The following is a 26,998-nucleotide window of genomic DNA, read 5'->3' on the forward strand; positions in this document are numbered from 1 at the left end:
CGCTCCAGAAGCTGCCGCAATATTGAGATCTCCACAATCTCAATATTGCCGGACAGTTTGGTACGAGTACCTCATCTGGAACGACAGCGGTGCACTTTCTTGCACCTACCGGCTCTCTTCCCTTTTCCCTTATTTTTAGGTTTTTTCGCAAGGTGCCGCCACCTTGCGTTTTTTTTTGTCTTTTCTCTTTTAATTATTTCTTAAGTTCTTTTTTTTGAATTAATTATTTTTTGTTTTAAAATTAAAACATAACTAATGAGTATTTTTTAAAAACTCTGAGAATAAATTATGTCAATTTCCGGAAATAGCAATATTTCTCCTTCAGGACCTGATAAATGGGATCCCGCAATTATGGGAAAACAGCCGGAGTCATTATCGGGTCCTAAAGAGTCGATATTTTCTGAAACAAAGGAAACCTCTTCTAGAAAGCAGGAGGCTATGATCCAGTCTGGAGTTAGCGCGAATTATGAGACCGATCTCCAGATTAATGAGGGAAAATATCGAAAGACGCAGGAAAAAGCCTCATCATCTCCTAAATCAAAACTACGGGGAGCTTTTTCAAAAGTGCGTGCTAGTGTCCAGGGATTTCTCTCAGGGTTTGGTACAAGAGCCTCTAGAATTTCTGCTCGTAAGGCAGAGGCTGATGGAGAAGGAAGATCCATGTTGCCCAGTGATATGGAAATGGTCAGTAAGAAGGGGAACCGTATTTCTCCAGAAATGCAGGGATTTTATTTAGATGCATCTGGGATTAGTGACACCTCTTCAGATGTTTCTATGCTTTCTCTAGAGTCGTTGTGCTCCACATCCTTAGCCTCATTCTCGATATCAAGAGAGGAGATCAGTGCTGCGGAAACCTCTTCAGTAGCTTCATTTGGTTCATTTCAGATGGCTAGAACGTCGATAACAGAGTCTACAGTGACTGCCTGGACCGTAAACCGTCTAGGTGGAGAAATAATTAGTACAATCTTAGATCCAAATATAGAGACTTCTTCTTTATTGCGTAGGGCTTCTCTTGTTGGTAATGAGGGTATGGTAGATCTGTCGGATTTAGAAAATCGCGGTCTTAGCACAGATATGCGTGCAGAAAACACCTCAAAAAATACAAAAATTATTGATTCAGGTCGTGATGCTGGCAGAGTTGAGGATGTAGATTTAGAGGGATCAGGGATTTTAGAAACCTCTGCGAAAGAAGCTGAAAAGAAAGAAAGTCGAGAAGATCTTTTAAAAGACCAGCTTGCTCTAGCAAAAATGATGGAAAGTTTACTATCTTCCGGGGCTCCTGCATCTGTTTATGTGCCTTTAGGAGCTACATGGTCGGAGGGAAGTACAAGCTTTCCTCCTCCAAAATTTTCTGGGACAGTGACACAAAGTTATAATGATAAACCGGAACATTCTCCTATGGGAGTCTCTAGTGATCAAGGACATGCAGATTTTTCATCTATAGATAAATCAGGAAATGTGGTAAAAAGTCTTCCGTTATTTGCAGATCATAGTGAAAAAACCTATCGTTTTCCTGTCGATCCCTCTTCTAGTGATAGTATTCCGGATTTAAGTCACAACGGAGCTGTAAGTTTCTCTGGTTTGTCAGATAATGATCCAGTATTTTTACCAGTTCCTGAAGAAAACCCTGAACCGAAATATAATGCCTCTGCAGGATCAACGGGATTTGATACGGTAAGTTCAGCATATTTATTTTCCTCTCATCAGGGAATATCTTTGCTAGCACCACTACCGCGCTCTTTATCTGAATACAAACATGAAGTAGAGAAAAGGAAAGGCCCTGGAGCACCTCCAGATCCTTTAATTTATCAATACCGCAACGTAGCTATAGATCCGCCCCTAATTTTTAGACCTCCGCAACCGTTTGCTTCCTCATCGCGTCTTGGGGTGCAAGGGAAGCCAGAGGCTGCTTCTGTGCATGATGATGGAGGAGGAACTGGTGGAGGATTTTCAGGACAAAACCAGGATCGAGATAACAGGCGTTTTTCTGATAAAGATGAAAAAGGCAAATCTATGGAATTAGATTAGGGAGTTTAAAGTGCGCATAATACCTTTTGATCCATACGGAGCATTTCTTCCTCAGGGAGTGAGTAAAGATCCTCACAGCAATACACCATTAAATCAGAAGATCTCTGATGAGATAGCTAAAAATGAAGCTATGCGTTTGGCTTTATTAGCTATTGCTGATCAAGAGAAAGATGAAAGACAGAGAAGGCATCGCTTTAAAATTCTCAATCGTAAACAGGCAAAGGTTCTTCTATCCCAATTGCGCAATGTAGATTTAGATTTTAGAAGTTTGAAAAATGCGGGATTTAAAGAAGATGAAGATAGTCGAGAAGATCGTGAATCTCAAAAACAAGAGAAGACTTTCAATATTGCTAGAAGTAAGAAGCCGGTAAAAATAGGTGCATCTGCAGCTCAGGCTATTGCTAATGCCGCAGAAGCTTGGGTTATTGCTCGCAATAGGGGTGTCTTGGATATGGCCTCCCTATTATTTTGGAATAAAGATGACGAATGTTAGGCAGCACGTTTTTCTTTAGGCAATTGAATCACTTTTTGATCCTCATCACTAATCGGATAAGAAAGAGCGCTTTGTTTCTCTAGATCTTCCCAGATTCTATTCAATTTTTTCACCTGCTTATTTGTAAGATTATCTAGGATAAACATGTCTTCGGAGTTTATACAAAATCCGGCTTCTGACCAATTTACAGATCCCGCAATCAGAATTTTTTGATCAACAATCGCAAATTTATGATGTAGACGATAACGAGTTGTTTTCGTGTGCAGTGTCAGACTAGAATCTTTTAAAGCTTGAATCTGTTTGATTGATAATTTTTTAAAATCTTTATCAATCAAAATTTTTACATCCACACCGCGTTTTTTAGCCTCATTAAGCTCTCGAAATACGGGAGGATAGGTTAGGGCAAACATGGCTAATCGGATAGTTTTTTTTGCGGTTCTTAGTGTTTGTAGCACTGCTGACAATGCTTTTCCTTGATCACCCGGTAAAGAGAAATATTGTACATTTTGGCCATCAATAACACAATTTCCGCAAGATTCATTCTTAATATATTGACAAAGTTCCTTACTTTTTAAACCGATAATTAAATTACTATCCTGAAGAAAGGAAACGTGTGTGTAATTTGCCGATCCTAGCCAGACTTGCTTGTCATCTATAGCAAGAGCTTTTTGATGCATTAGCTTTCTTCCCTCAGAAGGATGTTCAACTAATGTCACATACTTGTTTTTAGGGAATTCTTGAATTTTTGCCATTTTTTCATAGTGAATGGCGACATTACGTTTTGCATTAGCTTGATTGGCGAGGCTTGTAACAATTTCAGGAGCACTCAGACGATATATACGAAGAAATATATTTTTTTCCGCAGAATCTATGGCATCACAAAGTACCTTAAGAGAATCATCACCACACTGTTTAGAATAAATTACGGGCTCTTGCGAAGCAGTAAAAGTTTGGAATGTATCGGGAGTTTGAGATTTCGTAAGAACACCAAAGAATAGTAGCGATCCTACGGTTAAAATAATTTTTAATTTCGAGTTTGTTTTCTTTTTCATAGATTTAGTTAGATTTAGTATTTTTCTTTTAAAAATTAGTAATAAGAGTTTTTTTATAAAAAATCATTATTTTTAAAGAAAACTTAATAAATCAGCTAGAATAACTTAGATGAATATTTAGGGAAATACTCATTCCATCGATAGGAAACTTTTTGAATAGTATCCTTATCAGCTTCGACTTCTTTAGGATAGCCCGGCTTCATTAGGGAATTAAGAATGATAGGAAAGGTATATTGCGGTCTGTGATTAATGACCTTATTGAAACGTACATGCAGATCTGTCGCAGGAGCAGCGCGTGTGAATGTTTTCCATAGGAAATTTTTTGGACTTGCTAACGTCTCTTGAAGATTTTCTGTAAGGACAATGAATGGCCAAGAACAAAGATCGGTATTATCTAATAATGTATCGATGTTTAATTGTTGTAATGTAGTCTGAAGAACCAGACAACCGGGGCAAAAACTTCCTATATCGGTGATATTAGGGATGATTTTTCCCTGATATTTATATGGAAGGTCACGAATTACTGGGTCTATACCCATGAAAATAGCTTTGGAACCTTTATTCAATTTAGGTCCTGTATAGTCTAGAGTATCATTTGACGTTTCCGAGAAGATAAGCAGATCGCGTTCGGGAATAATACGAGATAATACTGCTTCTAGAAGTTTAGGAAAGTTATCCAGATCGACATGATGATTTGTTACTATTAGGAATTTTGTTAATGATAATTGTCCTTCTCCAAGAATTCTTAAAGATGTCGCTAGAGATTCTTTCCAGTACCTCTCTTTAACAACAGCAGCTGTTAACGCATGAAATCCTGCTTCGCCATAGCTCTTTAGTTGACGTACTCCTGGCATAACGATAGGAAATAGAGGTGAAAGGTATTCTTGAAGCTTATTCCCTAAGTAGAAATCTTCTTGATAGGGTTTACCTACAATTGTAGCAGGATAAATAGCATTTTTTTTGTGATAGATCTTTCTACATTTAAAAATCGGGAAGTCATGCTGAAGGCTATAGTAGCCAAAATGATCTCCGAAAGGTCCTTCAGGTTGCCGTATGTTGCAAATCCCCTCTCCGATAAGGATAAATTCAGAATCATAGATTAGAGGATGTGGTGTATCCGGATCGTTTTTATAACGTAATTTTGATCCTTGTAAAAATGTGCAAAAGAGAAGCTCCGATATATTTTCGGGTAGGGGAGCTATTGCAGAGAGTATCAGGAAAGGATTGCCTGATAAAAACACAGTAACCGGAAGATTTTTATTATTCTGTTCCGCCTCATGGAAATGCATCCCACCTCCTTTTTGGATTTGGAAATGCAAACCTAAGGTATCGCTATCAAACCTTTGCATGCGATACATCCCTAAATTAGGAATTCTAGAACTAGGCGATTCTGTATAAACCAAAGGAAGTGTAAGAAAAGCACCACCATCTTCTGGCCAGCTTGTCAGCATGGGCAGCTGGTGTAGATTTACAGAAGCCATTTTTTTATAGGGAAACTTTGAGAAGCGAACTTTATGTAATCCTAAAGATAAGCTTCTAAGTAACAAATTACGATTTTTCCATAATTGAGATATTTTAGGAGGAGAAGATAATAAACGAATAGCCTGAGGTATTAAATCTTTAGGGACTCTAGAAAAGATTTGATCAACACGTTTACGTGTGCCAAATAGATTTGTAAGAACGGGAAATGAGGTTCCTTGAACATTATGAAATAAAAGAGTGGGACCTTGATTTTCAATAACCCTACGATGAATCTCAGGGAGCTCCAAATAAGGATCTACAGGAGCAAAAATATCAATCAAGTCATTTTGGGATCGCAAAAGGGAAACAAGACGTCTTAAGGAAGACATAGGTTATTCCCTTTTGTTATAAAGATTATAAGCCTTTACTTTTAGCTCTTGCTATTACTTTTTCTAAGCCAAGTTTATCAATAAGCCGTAGGGCAGAAGCAGAAATTTTAAGTTTAAGAAACTTATTTTCTTCTGTAGACCAGAGTCTCTTGGTAACCATATTAGGAAAGAAACGTCGTGGAGTTTTCCCTGTAACTTTTAAACCAATTCCTTTTTTCTTTTTTGCAATACCTCGGATGGTGTAGCTATTGCCACGGCGAGGTCTTTTTCCAGTAAGTGGACACTTTCTTGACATGATTTCCCTACATTAACTTCGTCGTTATCGCAAGAATAAGACATATATAATTGAAAAGAACCTATGTTAGACATTTTCTGATATATCTGAAAGATTTTTTCTTCAAAAAATTTTAATTATAGCTACTTAAAAAGAAATTTTTTCTTGATTTTACTTAGAATAGTGAGATCTAGATCTTAAAGACGGGAAAAGATCTCCGCTATATTTGCGTTGAATGCGTCGTGAGATAGAATTTCTTCTACCGAGGGTTTCACTCTATATACCCAATTATTTTTCGATAGGGTGCCCGGCATGTTTATGCGTTCATATTTTAGATTATTAGATACTAAATCAGGACAAAGAGCAAGATAGTCATTAATTAAGTTAATATGAAAAATAGACGATGTTTTATGAGACAATGTAAGAATATGTTTTTGGTCTTCTTCTGATAGGACTGGTGTGAAAAACATTCCTAGAAATTTCGCAAATTTTTGAGCTTCTTTTGGGGCATGACGCCACCATAGGGCTAGCGTATCGGAGTCGTGAGTTGATAAGGAAGTTACTGAAAGAGGAGAGTAGTTCTCTAAGGAAATAAAATTTCCGTCCCCCTCCCAGTTGCGCTCCCATCTAGGAATTCTTGTCCCACATATCCCTAATTTTAATAATGTTTGTTTTATATCTGTGGGGATACTTCCCAGGTCTTCTCCTATCGGAAGCATACGAGATGCGCGTAGGATCTGTGTAAGTATCTGAGTTCCCTGGCTGATATATTCTTCAGGAGACTCTGGTTGGAATTTTCCATTTCCCGAGGCATCCCATATCCATAAGCGAAAGAATCCTACGATATGATCTAGTCTATATAGAGAATAAAAATTTTCTGCATAACGAAGACGAGCTTTCCACCAGGTATAATTATCTTGAGCAAGATTGTGCATATTATAGATAGGAAGGTGCCAGTTCTGTCCTTCGGAATTGTAAATATCTGGAGGGGCTCCTACAGATCCTGAGGAGGAAAAAAACTGTCTATAATACCAAACATCACAACTATCCTTACTAATAAGGATAGGAAGATCTCCTTTAAGGAAAACTTGATTGTCATCTGCAAAAGCCTTTACTTGAGACATTTGTTGAAAGCAGAGATATTGTAGGTAAGCAAAAAATCTACACTCGTCTTGAAATTGTTTTTCGAATTCTGTGAAGTTTTTAATCTCTGTATAGGCTTTAGGCCAGTTGTTTATCGGGGCTCCTTTTAGGTGGTATTTAATAGAGCGGAATAGCGTGTAGGGACGTAGCCAATACTTTTCCTTTTCACAAAAAATTTCAAAATCTTCATCTTTTAACGCTCCAATTTGCATTACGTACTGATAATAGTCGCGGAGAAATTCCCATTTAGCAGCTTTGACTTGTGGATAATGTACATAGGGAAGTTTAGAAAGCTGCTGCATCGTTCTTAACTTGGCGTTAGCATAAGAAACTGCTTGAGCGTGGGGAAGACTTGCTAGAGAGAGATAAAGAGGATTAAGAGCTACTGAAGATATACTATTGTACGGGCTACTATCTTCACCACTATCGTTAATGGGAAGAATTTGTATAATTTGAAATCCATGTTTTCGACACCAGGAGATCATAGGAATAAGATCTAGGAACTCTCCAATACCGCAACTATTTTTTGTATGTAGGGAAAATAAAGGAATGCAAATTCCATGCTTGGGCATAGTTCCTAGAGTTTTCCAGCTTTGTTTTGCGGGAGAATCTTGAATATAACGTAGTGCTTTAGAAAATGGAGTCATAAATCATATGAACCTAAAACGTGCATGTTTAGAGAAATTTGTAGTTATCAGTAGTTATAAATGATACATACCTAGAACATGTAAATCAGGAAGATTACCAGTTTCTAATGCAGCAATCCAAATTTTTGCGTGCATGGAAAAAAAAGTTAGATAGTGGAAAAGCTTATCTCCATTTAGATAATTCATATTTAAAACATCAGATAGGTAAAGCTGTTGTGAGATTTCTCCATAACTGAGAATCCCTTTGATATTTGATTGAGGAGAGGCATTTACAGAAAGAGCAGCTTTAAAAATCCGTTCACGGAATACGTTTTCAGGAAGCATTCCAAGAATTGTGCCTACAGCAATATCACCAGAATTTCCATCCTCTTCAAGTTGTACTGGAACTTGAGTGTCACTGAAACGAATCAAACATGCTTGGTTTTTATCAGGAACTAGGGAGGTATTTAGTTTTGTTCCTAAGGATTCCAGAAGTTGTTCGAACTGATTTTGCATGATAATCCGTAAAAATTAAGACCAAGGATAAGGTTTGGGGAAGTCTGTAGCTTTTGGGTAATCTTCATTGTTAATATTCACAGTGTCCAAAGCATTAGCCATCATCGTGCCTAATTGCTGACGTTTTTCTGCTGAAGCAAATAATCTTGGTGAAGTGCCTCTTAAGGCAACGAAAAAGAGATTTAGCATCCCTGTAATAGCTTCTGTATCATCACCAACGAGATCGCGAACCCCACGTTCCATTTTTGAGGCTGTGGGGAATTTATCATTAATTAACTTAAAGAAAGTATCTGCTACTTTATCAAATTTAAGATCAGGAACCGATACTCCATCAGCTTTTAAAGATGCAGTAAGTGTGGGGAGTTTCGCCTGAAAAAAATCATAACCAGTAAGCACAGCTTGAAGATTACGGGTTTCTGACATCATGACTTGTAATTTTGGAGGTGGAACTGAAGATCCTTCGGATTTTAAATCTGCAGCCATACCTTTAAGAATGAACGAGGAAACGGTACCCATCTCTTCGAAGCTATAACGTGATTGAAGAGTTGTTAGTAATTGCTCACAAGAGTGAAAATCGGAAGTTACCTGAAGATAGAGAGCTCGCAATCCTGGAGCAGAAGTATTTAATAAAGACGCATATTCTTGAGAGGCAAACAAAATATTTTTACCACCAACAACAGCTTGTCGATGCTGTTGCATATGGTTTTGTTGTGCTTTAATTAAAGTGTCTTTTAAAGCACCTTTAGAAGCAGGTGTTGTTTGGACTAAGTAATCTAGAGCAACGCTTTGAAGTGCGGGATCAGAAAATTTAGATTTAACAAGATCTAAAATATCTTCTTCAGAGGAGTCATCGTGCAGAGAATCTCGAATACTGCGTAAATCTTGACCCGAAATTTCAGCATTATTTTCGGTATATTTGTCAGCGAGATCCGCGTCAGATTTATCTCCAGTACCTTCGGACTTTTTCTCTGTTTGAGCAGCACCCTTTCTTCTAGATTCTAGAGTTTGGAATTTTTCTTCTTTCTTTTTAGTGCGCGTCGCTGCTTGAGGATTTGATAAATCCTGAGAATCCTTAATCATACTGATGTCGGATTGCTCTTGGCTAGCTACAACTTCTTGAGCATCAGCTTTCGCTGCTGCAGCTTGCACTTGCGCAACGTCAACAGCTTGTGAACCACCTAAGCCACCAGCTCCTCCAGATGCAGCCATATATCCTCTTTAAGAATCGACAGATACTTATTAGAAAATCTGAATTCTTCCTAATGGCTGGATACGAATCTCTGGGAGAATCTCTTGATAAGAAATCACAGCGATATCAGGGAATTCTGTCTCTATTAATTTCCTTACATATCGTCTTACGTCAATTGCTGTCAACAGCACAGGGGGTTGACCTCCAGGAGGTGTTGGCGTAATTGTATTTCTCATAGATTTTAAGATGAGGTTTACGGAATCAGGGTCTAAAGCAAGATAAGATCCTGCAGAGGTTTGCTTAATCGCTCCGCGAATCATCTCTTCAATTTCTGGATCTAATAAATAAACAGAAATTGCAGATTGGCCTTGAGAAAATTTAAAGCTAATATAGAGTTTAAGAGAAGACCGAACGTATTCGGTAAGTAATACAGTATCTTTTTCTGTCTGTGCCCATTCGCTTAGTGATTCTAAAATTGTACGCAAATCTTTAATAGAGATTTGCTCTTGAACTAAGCGTTTGAAAATTTCAGTAAGCTTTTGTAGAGGAATAAGTCGAGTAACTTCCTTAACGAGGTCAGGAAACGAACGTTCCATAAATTCAATCATAGAGCGCACTTCTTGAATTCCTAAGAACTCTTGAGAACTTCTATGGAAGAAGTACGAAAGATGGAGAATAATCACCTCTAGAGGTGTCCAGTATTTAATAGCTGCTTTTTCTAAAATAGCTTTAGCATCTTCACTAACCCACGCAGAAGGTAGGCCTGCAGCATTTTTGTAAGTTAGGAAAGGAAGATTATATCTCTTAAGATTCTCTTCTACTTCGTTAGTTAACACGTGATTTGGGGGAACCTTCCCTCGAACATAAGGAACTTCATTAAGAAGGATCATATAGTCGTATCCTTCTAGAGAAGGAGAATCAGTGCGTACGTGAATTCCTGGATAACGAATACCAATATCTTGATACAGAGCCTGACGCATTTTAGGAATCATATCATCGATAAAGCTTTGCCCTGATTTTGTTCTATGTTGAATTAACTTAGATAGATCTTTACCTAACTCTAAAATTACCGGTAGGGTTAGTGCATAATCATCTGGATTATCACCAGCTGTTGCTGCTCCATCAGCAGCTGCTCCCACTGTTGTTGATGCCCCCGATGCTCCTTTTTTAGCGGTACTATTTTTCTTGGCAAGAAGAATAACGCCAAGAAAACCAAAGATAAAAGATAGAATGGAGAACGACCAAAGAGGGAATCCTTTAAAGAATCCCACACCTAAAGTTGCTGCAGAAGCTAGAAGCAATGCCCTAGGTTCTTTAACTAATTGAGAAGAAATCTCTTTACCTAAGTTCGTGTTTTTATCACTAGAAACACGGGTAGTCACAATACCAGCAGTTAAGGAGATAAGTAGTGAGGGTATCTGAGAGACTAAGCCGTCACCAATAGATAAAAGAGTATAGACGTGTGCAGCTTGAGCAAGATCCATCCCGTGCATAGCTACGCCAATAGTCAGACCGCCAACAATGTTAATCAAGGAGATAACGATACCTGCGATAACGTCTCCTTTAATGAACTTCATAGCACCATCCATGGCTCCATAAAGTTCACTTTCCTTCTGAATCATTCCTCGTTTATCACGAGCTTGTTGTGCATCAATCATTCCTGCTCGCAAATCCGCGTCGATGGCCATCTGTTTACCAGGCATAGCATCTAATCGGAATCTTGCAGCAACCTCGGCAACACGCTCAGCACCTTTGGTGACAACGATAAACTGAATAATCGTAATGATTAAGAAGATAATAAATCCAACAACATAGTTCCCCCCAACGACGAAATCTCCGAAAGCTTGAATGACGTGACCCGCATAAGCTTTAAGAAGAATCTGTCTTGATGAAGAAATATTAATTCCCAAACGAAACATCGTTGTAATTAAGAGTAGGGATGGGAAAACCGATAACTGCAACGCACTAGGAATATATAAAGCTACCATCAATAAGAAGACAGAAACAGCTAAGTTGATAGTGATCATCAAGTCGACAATAGTCGGAGGCAGGGGCAAGATGATCATTAAAACGACGCCAATCATCCATAAAGCAAGGATGAGGTCACTCGATTTATTGATCATGTTTAGGGCTGCTTCTCCCCCAAAGGTTCTACTAACAAAATTGAGTAGCTTGTTCATTATAGATTATCGGGTTGGTTAATATTTTTATTGTTAGGATTTTGTGCATTAAGAGAAGTGATGTAGAGAAGGATTTCCCCAATAGCTTCATACGTCGACTCTGGAATAAACTTCAACTCTTTTCCTTCATCCCAAAGCTGATGCGCCAAAGGCACATTCCTCATGATAGGAATACCATATTTCTCAGCTTCTGTAATGATTCTTTTTGCACGCAAATTAATTCCCATAGCAATAATCCATGGAGCTTTATATTTTTCCGGCATATAACCGATAGCTACAGCTATATCCTTAGGATTAGAGACAACCGCACTTGCATGTTTAATTTGAGAAGAGGTATCTTCATAAGCGATTTCTTGAGCAATCTGACGACGGCGTCCCTTGATCTCTGGATTACCCTCTGTATCCTTAAATTCCTGTTTAACCTCAAACTTTTCCATTTTTAGTTCTTTAGCAAAGTTCTTTCTTTGATACACTAAGTCAAGAACAGCAACAACTAAGAAAAAAATACCAATTGATGTGACCGCTTTATAAAGTATCTGTTTAAAGATCACAGCAATAACAATTGGAGAGACCCCTGCAGTTTCTATAATCAATGGTACACGGTTTTTTAGTGTAACGTACAGAATTAAGGCAGCGCCAAAAATCTTCAAAATAGACTTTAGCAACTCTATTAAAGTCTTTACTTTAAATTTTTGTTTTAAATTCTCAATAGGATTGAACTTTTTTAAATCGGGTTTGAAAACCTCGGTAGAAAAAGTTGGACCTACAACAAGAAATCCAACAAGAATACCAACAAAGCCTACTGCTCCAAGTAATGGAAGAGAAGTCGTTAGAATTAAAGTTAAGCAGCTATGCAAGTAGTATAACGTGACTCTAGGATCATGATTTGTAGGAGCTTCCTTAAAAATAGAAACTAAAAAACTACCAAGATGTTTTGCAAAAAACGACGATAGATAAAATGTTGTGAACATCGAAACGATAAAGGTTACCGCGGAAGGAAAATCCTGGGATTTTGCTACCTGGCCTTTTTTCCTGGCGTCTCTAAGACGCTTCGGGGTCGCCTTTTCTGTTTTTTCACCCATCGCTTGGCCAAATTTGGATAAAGAGCATTAAATAGGAATAATCTGCAAATTACCTCATAAGCGTGTTTTTCACAAGAGAGAAGCCTAGGAGATTGAATCTTAATTATTATAACTTTGTATTTTCTTAATAAAGTTTTTTGGATTTTTCTTAGAAAGATCTAATAATAAGTTGTTAAGAAAATATTAGTCAGGAAACATCTAATCCTTTATTGTCTTTAGTGATCACACTAAAGGTATTAGGCTCGAAATACTAAGGAGTCTAGTACAAACTCCCACAGGCTTAGGATCAACGATCCTAATGTTTGTGGGAATTCTTGCCTATTTAAAGGTGAACGTTAAACAAAAGATGACATATGGGGCATACAGAGTGTGGGATCGTAGGACTTCCTAATGTAGGTAAGTCAGGGTTATTTAACGCCCTTACTGGAGCACAAGTAGCCTCCTGTAACTATCCCTTTTGTACAATTGATCCAAATATTGGTATTGTTCCGGTTATTGATAACCGTCTAGATATTTTGGCTAAGATGAGTCAAAGTCAGAAAATTATTTATGCTGATATGAAATTTGTTGATATCGCAGGTTTAGTAAAAGGAGCCGCAGACGGTGCGGGATTAGGAAATAGATTTCTTTCTCATATTCGCGAGACTCATGCTATAGCTCATGTGGTTCGTTGTTTTGATAATGATGACGTTACCCATGTATCCGGAAAGATAGATCCTAGCGACGATATTTCAGTCATAAATTTAGAGTTGATTTTTTCTGATTTCTCTTCAGCAACAAGTATTTATAATAAATTAGAAAAGCAAGCTAAGGGTAAAAAAGACCTTGGGGTTGTTTTACCTTTATTAGATAGGATAATTAAACATTTAGAAAGTGGTCAGCCTGTACGTACTTTAGATTTGTCTCCTGAAGAGGAGATGCAGTTAAAGCCTTATCCATTTTTAACAGCCAAGCCTATGTTATATATAGCAAATATAGGGGAGGATTCTATAGCAACTATGCATAATGATTATGTTGCTATTGTTCAAGAGATCGCTAAAAAGGAAAATGCTCAAGTAGTTCCTATTTGTGTCCAACTAGAAGAAGAGGTGATCTCTTTACCCGTAGAAGAACGCCGGGATTTTTTAAATAGCTTAGGTCTTGAAGAATCAGGATTGAATCGACTGGTACGGGCATCCTATCAAACGCTTGGATTGATTTCGTACTTTACAACTGGACCGCAAGAAACTCGAGCCTGGACTATTCCTATAGGATCTACGGCTGCAGAAGCTGCAGGACAGATTCATACGGATATCCAAAGAGGATTCATTCGTGCAGAAGTTGTTACTCTTGAAGATATGGTAACTTATGACGGTCGTGCAGGAGTTCGTGAAGCTGGTAAATTACGAGCAGAAGGTAGGGATTATATCGTTCAAGACGGCGACATCATGCTTTTTTTACATAATTAGTAAAAAATACTTTCGCATCAATAATGTCTTTGTGAATAGCTTTTGATAAGTCTTCTTTAGAAGCAAATTTTTTTTCTTTCCTAAGGAATTTCTTAGGGGTTACAGCAACTATCTCGCCATATAAATTTCCAGAAAAATTAAATAGATGGGCTTCTAAGCATAAGGAATCTCTACCTATTGTAGGAGCTTCTCCAAGATTCATAATTCCTTCATATGACCTAGTACGATGTTCTATTTCACATGCATATACTCCATAAGGCAGCAAACACTGGTCTTGAGGAAGGTTAATAGTAGCAACGCCTAATTTTGTTCCTAAACCATAGCCTGTTTTGATTATTCCTATATATTTATAGGAATATCCTAAATGCCGGTTCGCGTTATCTAGATCGCCTTGTATTAAAAGTTGGCGAATTTTCTTACTAGAGACTATCTCATTATCAATCTTATATGGAGGTATCTCGATAATTTCGATTCCTAAAGATTTCGTCAGCGGTTGTAATGTTATAGCATTTCCTTTCCCTTCCTTACCTAATCTAGAATCATGTCCTAATATTAAACGTTTACATTTTAAAGTTTGATGTAGAGAAAGTATGAAATGCTCTGCAGATTGATTAGAAAAATCCTTCGTAAAAGGAAGAATACATAAATAATCTATAGAGAAATCTTGTAGAAGGAGGAACCTTTCTTTGGTACTTGTAATTAGCTTGGGAGTGGAGAGTTGTAAAATCGCTTGAGGATGTAAATCAAAAGTAATTATCCCTGATGTTCCTGGGAAAGAAGATAGAGCAGTAAGTAACTGTTTATGACCTAAATGACAACCATCAAAAAAACCTATAGTTATAGAATCCACAGAAGAAGGGATCGATGTTAAACTATAGAATGTTTCCATTGAAGTCTCTTAGGTAAGGAGATATGTCAAATTCAGGACAGTCTAAAAGACAACCGTCAATGCATTGATCTATAGAAAAACTTCCACTACGTAAACGTCGGAGTTCTTCCAAATAAGCTCCACAGCCTAACATGTTTCCTAGTTCATGAGCAATACTACGAATATAAGTTCCTTTACTACACTGCACGGAGAAATGTAACAGGGGATATTCGTATTTTTTGATTTGCAAACTTACCTGAACTGTAGATTGGCGACGCTCTATTGATAATCCCTGCCGGGCATATTCATAGAGTTTTTTCCCATTAATTTTTTTTGCAGAAAACATTGGGGGGATTTGTTGGATTTCTCCCTGAAAATATTGCGAAGCCTCAATTATTTGTTCATAGGTTGGCACCTTTTTTGATCTACCAACAATTTTACCATCGCAATCGTAAGAATCCGTAGTTGTGCCTAAATGGGCAATTGCAGCGTATTCTTTATTTTCAAATAACAAAACATCAGAGAGTCGTGTAAATTTACGACCTATTAACATGACCATCACACCTGTAGCAAAAGGATCGAGGGTTCCTGCATGACCAATTTTTTTTACTCCGATTAATTTTGTTAAAGTGCGAATGAGACTAAATGAAGTTCTTCCTTGAGGCTTATCTACTAGAAGAATACCTTCTTTAAGTTCTGTAGCAAGTTCCATAATGATGTCGTCAATGTTAGATCTTTCTAGGCAGATAATATTAATTCTTATCTTGTTCTCTTATTTTCCAGAGCAAGTTTTCTATATGATCTTGTGGAGAAAAAATATCTTCGATATAAAAATTTATCTCAGGAAAATACTTAAGCACAACGCCTTTAGAAGCCTTATAAGCAATATATCCTGCTGATGCTTTTAACGCTTCCAGGGTTTCAGCTGATGTATTTTCGTGAGGCATAATTGAAACATAGACACGAGCTGCGTGTAAGTCTTTAGATAAACACACCCTAGTCACCGTAATCCAACGATTCGAAATTTTCGGGTGCTTTACATCTTTTAAGATCACATTGGCAATCGCTTCACGAAGTAATGAATTAACCTTTTTTATGCGCCTATTTTCAGTCATAATATTTTAAAGCTTTTGTGGATGATAGATCACTTCGTAACACTGTAGAATATCACCTACCTGAGCATGTTGATATCCTTCTAATAAAATACCACATTCAAGTCCTTTCTTAACCTCTCTAACGTCTTCTTTAATTCGTTTTAGAGAAGATAAATTGCCTTTCCAGATAACTTCATTATCACGTACAACACGAACTTTTTGATTTCTAGTCATTATACCTTCAGAAACCAAACAACCATAAATTGTACCTAATTGAGAAGACTTAAAGGTTTCTTTAATTTCAGCAGAACCTAAATTTTTCTCTTCAGCAATAGGGTCAAGTAACGCTGTCATCATTTCTTTAACAGCATCTACAGCATGGTAAATAATATTAAATAGCTGAACCTTAACTCCCAAGTTTTTAATTAGAGATTCGGCATGACTTTCTATTCCAGTATGGAAACCAATAATAACAGCTTTAGAGGCTGCAGCTAAACGAATATCTGATTCAGAAATTTCTCCAACACTATTAGAAAGAATTTCTGCACTCACTTTATCGGATGCGATCTTTAAGATAGAATTAGCTAAAGCTTCAATAGATCCTTGAACATCGGCTTTGATAATCAGTTTCAAGATCTTTTTATTTTGCAGCATAGCGTCAAAGTTAGGACGTTTTTTCTGCAAAGCAAATTTCTGTTGACCAGCAAGTCTAGCTCCAATGATTTCTTTAGCTGTTTTTTCGCTCTTAACAACCACGAAAGGATCACCAGCTTTTGGCATGCTAGATAACCCAGTAATTAAAGCGGGTACGGAAGGACTTGCCGAGGTCATGAGCTGATTATGTTCATTATGCATTGTTTTAACTTTACCGTAGCAATCGTTAAAGACTAATGCTTCACCAAGATGAAGAGTCCCGTTTTGCACTAGGATAGTCGCAACCGCGCCTAAACCTTTATGTAGTTCAGATTCGATAACAATTCCACGAGCACGAGCAGATGGATTAGCTTTCAGTTCTAAAACTTCTGCTTGTAGAGCAAGCATTTCTAAAAGTTCAGATAGACCCTCTCCAGTTTTCGCAGAGGTATTAATTGTTACGGTTGTACCACCCCAAGCTTCTGGTAATAGTTCGATTTCAGAAAGCTGTCTGTAAATAGTTTCTGCATTAAAATTGGGTTTGTCACACTTATTAATAGCTACAACGATTGTAATATTTGCAGCTCGAGCATGTTTGACAGCTTCTAATGTTTGTTCTTTGATTCCTTCATCACCAGCAACTACGAGAACAACAATATCACAAACTTCTGCTCCACGAGCTCTCATAGCAGAAAAAGCTTCGTGTCCAGGAGTATCTAGGATAGTAAGATTACCAACAGGCGTCGAGCAACAGAAAGCTCCCATGTGTTGAGTAATGGCTCCAGCTTCTACAGCTGCTACATTAGTTTTTCTTAATGAGTCAATCAAAGTAGTTTTCCCATGATCGACGTGACCCATAAAAGCTACAATAGGTGGACGAATAATCAGTTTTAATGGATCTGTTTCTTGGATTTCTTCTTTAACAGTATTACTTTCAATACAGAGTTTATCTTGTTCAGACGAATCAATATCGATTGTACAACCAAACTCTAAACCAATAAATTGCACTGTTGTTTCATTATCCAAAATGTCGTTTACAACATAAGTCATACCATGAATGAACATCTTCTGAATAAGCTCAGAAGCCTTAAGCTTCATCTCTGCTGCAAGATCTTTGATCGTGATAGGCAGGGGTACTTTAATATGTGTAGGCCGTTGTATAGTGTGCTCGTCATAGTGTTTTTTGGTTTTCTGAACACGTTTTTTTCTCCACTTATCATCGTCGCTACTATCATTCAGCCCATAGCGATCTCTTCCAGTAAATGCTTTAGGATTGTCATCTTTTTTTGCACGATCTCTAAAATCAGATCCTGGTTTTTTGGACGTATCTCTACGATAAAATGGTTGAGATGTCCGATTATTCGGAGAATGTTGTTTATCATTTGTTGTCTCAGAAGATTGCTGAGGCTTTGTTTGAGGTGTTCCTGTTCGTTCTTTTGGAGCGGGCTTATCTTCTTTTTTTGGAGCTTTAAATGTTTTAGCTAATAAATGGTTAATATGCTTCCCGGTAGGTCCAAAATTGGATTTTATAGAAACAACGTTCCTAGGAGGTTCCTTTTTAACTATAACTTCTGGCTCTTTTTTTGGAGCAGGGGGTTCTTTAGTAATTGTTTCAGATTCTTCAATTGCAGAAGGAGGAGTTGACTCTGCGATTTCTTGCTCTGCATCTACGAAAGAATCCGATTCTTCCATTACAGAATCAGATAACACAACGGCGTCTGAATCCACTGAAACTGAAGAAGAAGTGTTCAAATCTTCAGATACAAACGATGAACGATTTTTAGCTCGAATTCTACGTGGAGAAATTTCAGTGGGGACAGGTTCAGTCATCGTAGGCACACTTGGATCTACAACACTCTGTTTCTTCAAGACTTTTTCTTTTGTAACTTTTTCAGGAACCTTGGTTGAAGGCTTTTCTGAAGAGCTTTTCGTATCTGAAGATCCTGCCTGAGCTAATTTTTGCTTTAACTTGTCTAATCCAGCAGCTTTCGTTAATTGAGCGTTTTTAATCTTCAATTTTAGGTTTTTCGTCAACTTTGCCTTCTCCATATTTGCTGACTTGCTCAAGGATCTTATAAGCAAGTTCTAAACTGATTCCAGGAACAGAAGCAAGATCATTAGCACTAGCTAATAATACCTTTCTGATCGTGTCGTATCCTGCATGTACAAGATTCTGGACAACCAACTTACTAATGCCTTCCATATCTAGCGGCTCATCTAACTGAGGATTATCAAATTCCGCTAATTGTAGGCGTTGAATTTCTAATAGTTTATTGTATTCGCTCATACGTTGGACTTCGAGCTCGTAGTCTAAAATCTGACTAATTAATCGAGCATTAATTCCTCGCTTGCCGATTACTGTTGCGTAATCAGTATCTTGAACAACTATAGCAATAACCTTGTCATCTTCTAAGATCGCAATCTTTTGAATTTCTATGGGGCAAAGCAAATTTTGTAATAATTCTGTGGTCACGGGAGAATAGTTTACAATATCTATTTTCTCGTCGTTTAACTCTCGAATGATATTCTTTACTCGAGAACCTCTCATTCCAACAAAAGCTCCTACAGGATCTGTTTTGGGGTCAGATGAACTTACAGCTAATTTAGTTCTGTAGCCAGCTTCACGAGCAATTTTAACAATTTCTACAGAACCTTCTTCCAATTCTGGAACTTCTTGTAAGAAAAGTTGTTTAACAAATTCGGGGTGACTACGGCTGAGAATAACTTCAGCCCCGCCATTTTCAGATTCCTGAACTTCGTATAATAAAGCGTAAATCTTATCACCGACTTTGTGTTTCTCTGTTTTTGGATAACAGCGGGCGGGTAGAAGCCCTTCAACTTTTCCTAAATCTATGACTAAATTTGATCCTTTGGCAAATCGCTTAACAACACCAGAAAGGATTTCATTGACCCTATGTCGATATTCTTCATAGATAACATCTCTTTCAGCATGACGTAGTTTTTGACCAATAATCTGTCGGGCTGCGTGAGCAGCAATTCTTCCGAAATGCTCAGAAACAAAGGGAACGTCCATATATTGCCCGATTTGGCATTCAGGATCGTATTCTCTAGCTTTGTCTAAAGGAATCTCCTTACTGGGATTCTCACACACTTCTACGATTTCTTTCTCACAGAAGACTTCTATGTCACCAGTTCGAGAATTAATATTTACAGAAACGTTAGCATCATCTCTTAGTGTTTTTTTTGCTGCAATTTTTAAGGCTGATTCAATGGCTCCTATAATAACAGGACGTTGAATTCCTTTTTCCTTCTCCATGTAGTCAAAAATAGCTACAAGATCTTTATTCATTATACTCCTCTTATAAATAAGGAAACAGACAGAGTGCTAAACCAAGGCAAGCTTATGCTATAAAAAACATAAGCTCAACCTTTTAAGTAATATTATTTCCCTTTTTTCTTTTTGTCTGAACCAACCAAATCTTCTAGGTCCAAATTATTTAAATCTGAGTCCATATGATCATGTTGTTTATCAGCTAAATATTCTTTCACTGAAAGCGATACTTTTTTGTGATCTGGGTCAAGTTTAATGACTTTTGCAGATACAGAATCGCCAATTGAGATAATGTCTTCAATTTTTGAAAAAGGTTTCTCAGATAGTTCTGAAACGTGAATCAGACCTTCTATACCATTTTGCAATTCTACAAATGCGCCAAATGCAGTAATTTTTGTTACTACGCCAGAAATATTACTTCCTGTTGGGAACATTTCTTCAATTTCATTCCATGGATTTGAACTTAATTGTTTGACTCCGAGAGTGATTTTTTTACTTTCTTTGTCTACAGAAAGAATAACAGCTTCGACAGTGCTACCTTTTTTGAATAGTTCAGAAGGATGCGATACTTTTTTTATCCAGCTCATATCAGAGATGTGAATTAGACCTTCAATACCTGGCTCTAATTCAACAAAAGCTCCGTAATTCGTTAGATTTTTAATTTCTGCATGTACATGCAGGCCGATAGGATACTTTTCTTCGATGTTATCCCATGGATTATGTTCCGTTTGTTTTAGACCTAATGAAATTTTGCCCTCGTCTTTTTGAATAGATAAAACGATAGCTTCAACTTCATCGCCTTTGTTTACTACTTCGCTAGGATCAACAACATTTTTCACCCAAGACATCTCGGAAACGTGGATTAGACCCTCGATACCTTCTTCAATCTCAATAAAGGCGCCATAAGGGAGAAGTTTAACAATTTTACCGGTAACACGTTGGCCTGGAGGATATTTCTTCTCAATATCTTCCCATGGATTATGTTCTTTTTGCTTCAGACCTAGAGCAACGCGGCCTTTTTCTTTGTCAACACTTAGAATAATAACTTCAAGCTCTTGATTGAGTTCTACCATTTCAGATGGATGACGGATTCGTTTCCATGTCATATCTGTAATGTGTAGGAGGCCATCGATACCATCTAGATCTAAGAACACACCGAAATCTGTAATATTTTTAACAACACCTCGGCGGCGTTCACCAATATTAATTTGTTCGATAAGTTCTGCCTTTTTAGAAATTCGTTCAGCTTCTAGGAGTTCTCTTCTTGAAACAACAACATTTCTTCTATCAATGTTGATTTTAAGAATTTTAAATTCACAGACTTTGCCTACATAATCATCTAAGTTTTTAATTTTCTTATTATCGATTTGTGATCCAGGGAGAAAAGCTTCCATCCCAATATCAACAATAAGACCACCTTTGACTTTGCGTATAATTTGTCCTTTGACGATAGAGCCTTCTTCACAGTGAGCTAGAATATGTTCCCACTGTCTTTGGCGAGTAGCTTTTTCTCTAGATAAAACAACCTTTCCTTCTTCGTCTTCAGTTTGGTCTAAGTATACCTCTACTTCAGCACCAAGAACTAAACCTTCAGAAGAATCTATGAATTCTGACATTGGAATGACTCCTTCGGATTTTAATCCAACGTCAACGACTACGAAGTCCTTATTGATATCAACTACAGTACCTTTTAGGATGGCGCCAGGTTGTATCTCACTGGTAGTTTCCTCGTCGCTTGAAGTAATTCCGTGTGTTGAGCATAGAAGATCTTTGAATTCAACAACGTCTTCCGAGAGGCAATCTATAGTATCAAGAATTTTTTTGGATCCCCAAGTGTATTCGGATTGTTTTGGCATTTAATGTTATTCTCCTAAAAACTACAAAGTCAAAAAAGATAGTGTAAATATAAACCTTAAAAAAGGCAAGATCTCCCTTGCAGCAGTTTTTTTATTCTAATTTGTTGCTTAAAAATTTTTTATTTGTTTTAGATTTTATTTCTAAATTATTCGGTAGGGTAAAAATAAATGACTCACACTAAAGTAATTATTATTGGCTCAGGTCCTGCAGGTTATACTGCAGCGATTTATGCTTCAAGAGCACTTTTAAATCCTATTTTATTCGAGGGATTTTTTTCCGGGATTGCTGGTGGTCAATTAATGACTACTACCGAAGTAGAAAATTTTCCCGGATTCCCTGAGGGTATATTAGGTCAAAAGTTAATGGATAATATGAAATCTCAATCTGGACGTTTTGGAACGCAAATTCTTCCAAAAGATGTCACTTCGGTTGATTTCAGCGCACGTCCTTTTGTGGTAATGTCCAATGAAGAAAAATATACCTGTGATACATGTATTATAGCAACGGGAGCTTCTGCAAAGCGTTTAGAAATTCCTGGAGCATCGGATAATGAATTCTGGCAAAAAGGTGTTACAGCATGTGCTGTGTGTGATGGAGCTTCTCCTATTTTTAAAAATAAAGATTTATATGTAATAGGAGGGGGAGACTCTGCTTTAGAGGAAGCAATGTTTCTAACTCGTTATGGAAAACGTGTATATATTGTTCATAGAAGGGATACTTTAAGAGCTTCTAAAGTCATGATAAAAAAGGCAGAATCCAATGAAAAAATTACTTTTCTATGGAATAGTGAAATAGTGAAAATTTCTGGGGATACTGTTGTTCGTTCAGTTGATATTTTAAATAATGTTTCTAATGAAATCTCTTCACATGATGCTGCGGGTGTATTTTTTGCCATTGGGCATAAACCAAACACGGATTTCTTATCTGGTCAATTAGCTTTGGATGAACATGGCTATATTATTACTGATAAAGGGACGAGTAGAACTTCTATTCCTGGTGTATTTGCAGCAGGAGATGTTCAAGACAAACATTATAGACAAGCTATTACAGCCGCAGGAAGTGGTTGTATGGCTGCTTTAGAGGCTGAACGTTTTTTAGATTAGAGCTATAGCCATGGCTGTAGCGTATTCACGACTATGGCTAATGGATAATAATACTTTAGAGATTCCTAATTTTTTATATATCCTTGGAGGTAGGTGGACCTCGGGTTGTTTTGATGATTTAAGAATCTCTATATCTTTCCAGGAAATAATTTTTCCTATCCCTGTTCCTAAAGCTTTAGACACTGCTTCTTTCCCAGCAAATCTTGCTGCAAAAGAAGGATAGGGATTAGTTAGTCTTAAACAGTACTCCTGTTCCTTTTTTGTGAAAATTCTATCCAACATTCTTTGGTTATGAGTTTTTATTGCTTTGCGAATTCTAGAAATTTCAATGATATCAGTTCCTATATGTGCAGTTTGCATAATGAAAATCTATATTTAAATACTTTCTAAGAGCGTTTTGTGAGATTTAGCAAAGTAGGTCAAAGCCGTTTTAATAAGAGCATAACCAATGGTAGAGCGAATGAAAAATAGAATAATGTGGTTATCAATGTATCTACGTAGCAATAAGGATATAGAAATCATTGCTACCATGATTAAGAAACGTTTAGAGATAAAAGATTTTTTTATGTAAATCTTTTTTGATATAGTTTCTGAGAGTAGTTGGTAGGATAGTTCATTTTGAGAAGATACGGATTTTAATAATAAATACCGGTACTTCAAAGATGCAATAACCCAAGCTCCCATAGCTAGGGGAGCAAAAATTTTAAAAGAAAAATTGGGTTCGTAGACAACCGAGGAAGCTTTTAAAAGTAGTTTGACTCCTGCTGACAACCAAAGAATACCTGGGAGATAAATAAGTAAATGATTTTTATTATTAGTCATATGTTTTTGTCTGTTGTAGTTTAACCATTCTATATGGAAGTTATATTTTTTTCTATTTTGGATTGAATAATGCGAGTCTTCTTATCAGTAATATATTGGAATCATTCAAAATTTTTATGGAATTCAGATAATTTGCCTATTAGAATCCCTTGGTATGGTCTGTGCTTTTCTTTAGGTATTTTATTTGCTTCTATGCTTGGTATTTATCTCGCATTATCTTCTTATGTTGAGGAAGATAGAAGAAGGTTCTCTAAGAATCAGCTTCGTGAGGCTTTAGAAAATTTTGCTCTCTACTCTCTTTTATTCATCATTCCAGGATCACGGATAGCTTATATTTTGTTTTATGGAGGTGATTTTTACTTTAAACATCCCCAAGAGATTTTAAAAGTTTGGAATGGAGGATTAGCAAGTCATGGAGGTATGGTAGGTCTCATTCTTTGGGCGATTATTTTTTCTTGGAGATATAGAAAAAAAATCCCTATCTTAACTTTTTTATTTCTTTGTGATCTTTGTGCTTCTGTATTTGGATGCGCGGCCTTTATGATTCGTATTGGGAATTTTATGAATCAAGAAATTATAGGTAAGCCTACAAACCTACCTTGGGGGATAATTTTTTCATCTCCTACACAAGGAAGTTTGGGTTTGTCTGTGCACCCTGTACAGCTATATGAAGGAATTGGTTACTTATTACTTTCTATAATACTGTTTTTCTTAAGTTATAAACGTTATCTTCGTTTAGGGTCTGGATGGGCAACATCTTGGGGATTAATAGGTATATCTTTAATCCGTTTTTTTGCTGAATTTTTCAAAAGTCATCAAGGTAAAGTTATAGGTCCGGATAGTTTATTAACAATGGGACAAATTCTATCGTTACCTTTATTTATATTTGGTGTCTCTTTGGGAGTGGCTTGTTTTATTAAAAATAAAAAGAGCACATCTTCGACTTCATCTATAAAATAGAAAAAGTTCCATGTGTAGTCTAGGAATCTCTTATGGGAGATAAATAGATACTATGATATTTTAGCTTTTTAGTTTAATTTTTCAGAGTTTATCAGATGAATAAACGTTCATTGTTGTTTGTTTCTTTAGTTGGCGTAGCTTTTGTAGGATGCCAAATCTTTTTTGGTTATAATGATTTTCGTTCTTGCAAGGCTCTCACAGAGAAACAGAAAACAATTTCAGAACAAGTGCTTGCTGCAACAAAATCCATGGGATTAAGTGTTTCTCCTTGGGCTACATCTCTTGAAGAAGAGGTGAATAAAAATCATTACGCTGTGCGTGTTGGAAACAAGTTGCTCCTTTTGAATCAAGGAAGATCCGCAAGCTCAGTTTATTCTTCTGGAATTCGTTGGGATTTTATAGAGGAAACAACAGCTTGTGATAATATTCATGTTGCTTTGTATAGTGAAGCCAACGAGTCCACAGGCACTTTAAATACAGGAAAAGTATTTCTTCCCGTAACTAGTGAAGCTCTTCCTGTTTTAGTTGTTGAGTTTCGTAATAATCAAGAACCTGTAGTGTTCTTAGGTCAATATAAGCAAGAACAAGGTAAGATTTATAATAAAGATAGTGTTGTTTACGGCACTTCTTTGGTATTTTGGAGATCGGGGAATGAATACTTGCCTTTAGGCATTTATAACTCTAAGGAAGAAAAGCTAGAATCTTTAGACCTCCCAATTACTAAGGCTGCTATTTTTAATGATTCTCAATCAGCAAGTGTCGATCTAAATTCTGGACAATATTTTGTTCTTTCTAATGAGTATATGCAGTTGGTTGTTTCTCAGGAGAGTGGTTCTGTAGAAGGAATAAATCTTCCATTTTCTTCTGAGGATAATAAGAGTATAGTTAATGAAATCGGTTTTGATAGAGATTTAAAAGCTCAGGTTCCTAGCGAAGCTTCTTTTCCCGGACTTCCTTCTATAGGAGAGGACAAAAAAGAGATTCCCGATACTATTGGAGGATACTATCCTTTATTACGTAGAGGAATTCTTTCTGATGTTAAAAAACGCACCCCATCTAGTTATCATGCTTTAAACATTGTTTCCGGGAGGGATCTTATCAACCCCATAGCTTTGGGATACCGTGTTTCTGTTTTTAATAGCACTATGTTGGAATTGGAAAGCAATGACGGTTCTATTAAGAAAACTTATAAGTTACCTCAAAAGCAGCCTTATGCTTTTGAAGTTGAGATTGGTATAAATCACGCTAGTGATGATATATGGATAACTTCTGGAGTCCCTGAAGTTGAAATTATGTCCAACGCATTTACTCCCTCTATTAAATATCATGTTATTAAAAAGAATAAGGGACAATTAGATAAAGTGAAATTGCCTAAGGCTAAGGATCCTCTAGCTTTGCGTAGTGGAGTATATCCTCAGTGGATACTAAACTCTAATGGATATTTTGGTATTATCTTATCACCACTTACAGATGTCCCCGCAGGATATGCCGCTTCCTATGTTCCTGGGAGTTCTGTTCCTACACGTTTATCTTTATTATCTCCTAAAAACCAAGCTTATCCTTCTTCTAAATATCCTGGATATGAAACTTTGCTTCCTTTACCTACAGAGAAAGGTACGCATCGTTTCCTGGTTTATGCAGGACCTTTAGCTGAGCCTACTTTACGAGCTCTGGATCAAGCTTATACCAATTCTAAAGGTGAAAGTCCTCAGTATCTCGATTGTATAACTTTCCGAGGATTATTCGCTTTTATTACTGAGCCTTTTGCAACTTTACTTTTCATTATTATGAAGTTTTTCAGAATGATCACAGGATCGTGGGGGATTTCTATCATTCTACTTACCGTATTTTTAAAATTACTCCTGTATCCACTGAATGCTTGGTCGATACGTTCTATGAGACGTATGCAAAAGTTGTCCCCCTATATTCAGGAAATCCAACAGAAATATAAGAAAGAGCCTAAACGTGCTCAAATGGAAGTCATGACTTTGTATAAGACTAATAAAGTGAATCCTATTACAGGCTGTCTGCCGTTATTGATTCAGCTACCATTTCTTATAGCTATGTTCGATTTATTAAAGTCCTCATTCCTACTTCGAGGGGCATCTTTTATCCCTGGATGGATTGACAATTTAACAGCTCCAGACGTTTTATTCTCTTGGACTACACCAATTTGGTTTCTTGGAAACGAATTTCATCTTCTTCCTATCTTATTAGGGATTGTAATGTTTGCTCAGCAGAAGATCTCTGCTTTGAAGAAAAAAGGACCTGCTACAGATCAACAAAGACAACAGGAAACAATGGGTACAATGATGGCTCTTTTGTTTACCTTTATGTTTTATAACTTCCCTTCAGGTTTAAATATTTATTGGTTTTCTTCTATGCTTCTTGGATTGATCCAACAATGGGTTACCAATAAGATTTTAGATGGAAAACATCTTAAAAATGAAATTTCTGTTAATAAGAAAAAACCAAGGTAATAACTGAA

General features: G+C 36.9%; 22 protein-coding genes. 6 read left to right on the forward strand and 16 right to left on the reverse strand.

Translation table 11 applies throughout. The annotated features are described in order from the left end of the window. Positions 1-288: 288 nt before the first annotated feature. Positions 289-2,028 (forward strand): hypothetical protein, encoded by a 1,740-nt coding sequence (locus tag H9Q19_RS04740; protein WP_213240812.1) that lies wholly within the window; start codon positions 289-291, stop codon positions 2,026-2,028. Positions 2,029-2,038: 10 nt separating this feature from the next. Beyond that, complete coding sequence (locus H9Q19_RS04745; RefSeq protein WP_213240814.1) at positions 2,039-2,521, forward strand: hypothetical protein; 483 nt, start codon at positions 2,039-2,041, stop codon at positions 2,519-2,521. Here the strand turns inward: H9Q19_RS04745 and H9Q19_RS04750 are convergent. The 8 genes from H9Q19_RS04750 to sctU form a co-directional block, all read right to left on the reverse strand. After that, entirely contained in the window at positions 2,518-3,573 is a 1,056-nt protein-coding gene (locus H9Q19_RS04750; RefSeq protein ID WP_213240816.1) for a phospholipase D-like domain-containing protein, read from the reverse strand. The two genes, H9Q19_RS04745 and H9Q19_RS04750, sit on opposite strands and share 4 nt — an antisense overlap. Before the next feature lie 95 nt (positions 3,574-3,668). After that, positions 3,669-5,423 (reverse strand): menaquinone biosynthesis decarboxylase, encoded by a 1,755-nt coding sequence (locus H9Q19_RS04755; protein WP_213240818.1) that lies wholly within the window; start codon positions 5,421-5,423, stop codon positions 3,669-3,671. A gap of 25 nt (positions 5,424-5,448) precedes the next feature. Next, complete coding sequence (gene rpmB / locus H9Q19_RS04760) at positions 5,449-5,718, reverse strand: 50S ribosomal protein L28 (protein WP_006343133.1); 270 nt, start codon at positions 5,716-5,718, stop codon at positions 5,449-5,451. 176 nt (positions 5,719-5,894) lie between these two features. Continuing rightward, the gene (locus tag H9Q19_RS04765) at positions 5,895-7,487 is read right to left on the reverse strand and encodes a 4-alpha-glucanotransferase (protein ID WP_213240820.1); all 1,593 of its coding nucleotides are present in this window, start codon (positions 7,485-7,487) and stop codon (positions 5,895-5,897) included. A 54-nt stretch (positions 7,488-7,541) separates the two neighbouring features. Beyond that, entirely contained in the window at positions 7,542-7,982 is a 441-nt protein-coding gene (locus H9Q19_RS04770; protein ID WP_213240822.1) for a CesT family type III secretion system chaperone, read from the reverse strand. 15 nt (positions 7,983-7,997) lie between these two features. Next, entirely contained in the window at positions 7,998-9,191 is a 1,194-nt protein-coding gene (sctW, locus tag H9Q19_RS04775; RefSeq protein WP_213240824.1) for a type III secretion system gatekeeper subunit SctW, read from the reverse strand. Between the two features lie 30 nt (positions 9,192-9,221). Then, on the reverse strand, positions 9,222-11,351 hold the full coding sequence (gene sctV, locus H9Q19_RS04780; RefSeq protein WP_213240826.1) for a type III secretion system export apparatus subunit SctV: 2,130 nt from the start codon (positions 11,349-11,351) through the stop codon (positions 9,222-9,224). Then, positions 11,351-12,433 carry a type III secretion system export apparatus subunit SctU gene (gene sctU, locus H9Q19_RS04785; protein WP_117274253.1) on the reverse strand — a complete coding sequence of 361 codons (1,083 nt, stop codon included), beginning with the start codon at positions 12,431-12,433 and terminating at the stop codon, positions 11,351-11,353. Before sctU ends, sctV begins: the two co-directional genes overlap by 1 nt. Before the next feature lie 353 nt (positions 12,434-12,786). On the opposite strand from sctU, the gene ychF reads away from it, so the two are divergent. After that, complete coding sequence (gene ychF / locus H9Q19_RS04790; protein WP_213240828.1) at positions 12,787-13,881, forward strand: redox-regulated ATPase YchF; 1,095 nt, start codon at positions 12,787-12,789, stop codon at positions 13,879-13,881. Here the strand turns inward: ychF and H9Q19_RS04795 are convergent. The 6 genes from H9Q19_RS04795 to rpsA all read right to left on the reverse strand — a co-directional run bounded on the left by H9Q19_RS04795 (position 13,859) and on the right by rpsA (position 21,624). Continuing rightward, positions 13,859-14,770 carry a bifunctional riboflavin kinase/FAD synthetase gene (locus H9Q19_RS04795; RefSeq protein ID WP_213240830.1) on the reverse strand — a complete coding sequence of 304 codons (912 nt, stop codon included), beginning with the start codon at positions 14,768-14,770 and terminating at the stop codon, positions 13,859-13,861. The two genes, ychF and H9Q19_RS04795, sit on opposite strands and share 23 nt — an antisense overlap. Further along, on the reverse strand, positions 14,754-15,461 hold the full coding sequence (gene truB, locus H9Q19_RS04800; protein ID WP_213240832.1) for a tRNA pseudouridine(55) synthase TruB: 708 nt from the start codon (positions 15,459-15,461) through the stop codon (positions 14,754-14,756). The genes H9Q19_RS04795 and truB overlap by 17 nt, the downstream gene beginning before the upstream one ends. A 40-nt stretch (positions 15,462-15,501) precedes the next feature. After that, entirely contained in the window at positions 15,502-15,864 is a 363-nt protein-coding gene (rbfA, locus tag H9Q19_RS04805) for a 30S ribosome-binding factor RbfA (protein WP_213240834.1), read from the reverse strand. A gap of 6 nt (positions 15,865-15,870) precedes the next feature. Then, positions 15,871-18,525, reverse strand: coding sequence for a translation initiation factor IF-2 (infB, locus tag H9Q19_RS04810; protein WP_213240836.1), 2,655 nt, complete (start codon positions 18,523-18,525; stop codon positions 15,871-15,873). Then, on the reverse strand, positions 18,482-19,786 hold the full coding sequence (gene nusA / locus H9Q19_RS04815) for a transcription termination factor NusA (RefSeq protein ID WP_213240838.1): 1,305 nt from the start codon (positions 19,784-19,786) through the stop codon (positions 18,482-18,484). Before nusA ends, infB begins: the two co-directional genes overlap by 44 nt. Positions 19,787-19,878: 92 nt before the next feature. Beyond that, positions 19,879-21,624 (reverse strand): 30S ribosomal protein S1, encoded by a 1,746-nt coding sequence (gene rpsA / locus H9Q19_RS04820; protein ID WP_213240840.1) that lies wholly within the window; start codon positions 21,622-21,624, stop codon positions 19,879-19,881. A gap of 168 nt (positions 21,625-21,792) precedes the next feature. On the opposite strand from rpsA, the gene trxB reads away from it, so the two are divergent. Further along, the gene (gene trxB / locus H9Q19_RS04825; RefSeq protein ID WP_213240842.1) at positions 21,793-22,728 is read left to right on the forward strand and encodes a thioredoxin-disulfide reductase; all 936 of its coding nucleotides are present in this window, start codon (positions 21,793-21,795) and stop codon (positions 22,726-22,728) included. Here trxB and acpS read toward each other — a convergent pair. Both acpS and H9Q19_RS04835 read right to left on the reverse strand, forming a co-directional pair. Next, a complete protein-coding gene (gene acpS, locus H9Q19_RS04830) occupies positions 22,720-23,088 on the reverse strand; it encodes a holo-ACP synthase (RefSeq protein ID WP_213240844.1) in 369 nt (122 codons plus the stop codon). The two genes, trxB and acpS, sit on opposite strands and share 9 nt — an antisense overlap. Before the next feature lie 15 nt (positions 23,089-23,103). Next, complete coding sequence (locus H9Q19_RS04835) at positions 23,104-23,550, reverse strand: hypothetical protein (RefSeq protein WP_213240846.1); 447 nt, start codon at positions 23,548-23,550, stop codon at positions 23,104-23,106. 69 nt (positions 23,551-23,619) lie between these two features. Between H9Q19_RS04835 and H9Q19_RS04840 the strand changes: the two genes are divergently transcribed. Next, entirely contained in the window at positions 23,620-24,510 is an 891-nt protein-coding gene (locus H9Q19_RS04840) for a prolipoprotein diacylglyceryl transferase (protein WP_213240848.1), read from the forward strand. A gap of 95 nt (positions 24,511-24,605) precedes the next feature. Further along, entirely contained in the window at positions 24,606-26,990 is a 2,385-nt protein-coding gene (yidC, locus tag H9Q19_RS04845) for a membrane protein insertase YidC (protein ID WP_213240850.1), read from the forward strand. Positions 26,991-26,998 lie beyond the last annotated feature (8 nt).

The sequence above is a fragment of the Chlamydia crocodili genome, from assembly GCF_018343815.1.
GTDB lineage: Bacteria > Chlamydiota > Chlamydiia > Chlamydiales > Chlamydiaceae > Chlamydia > Chlamydia crocodili.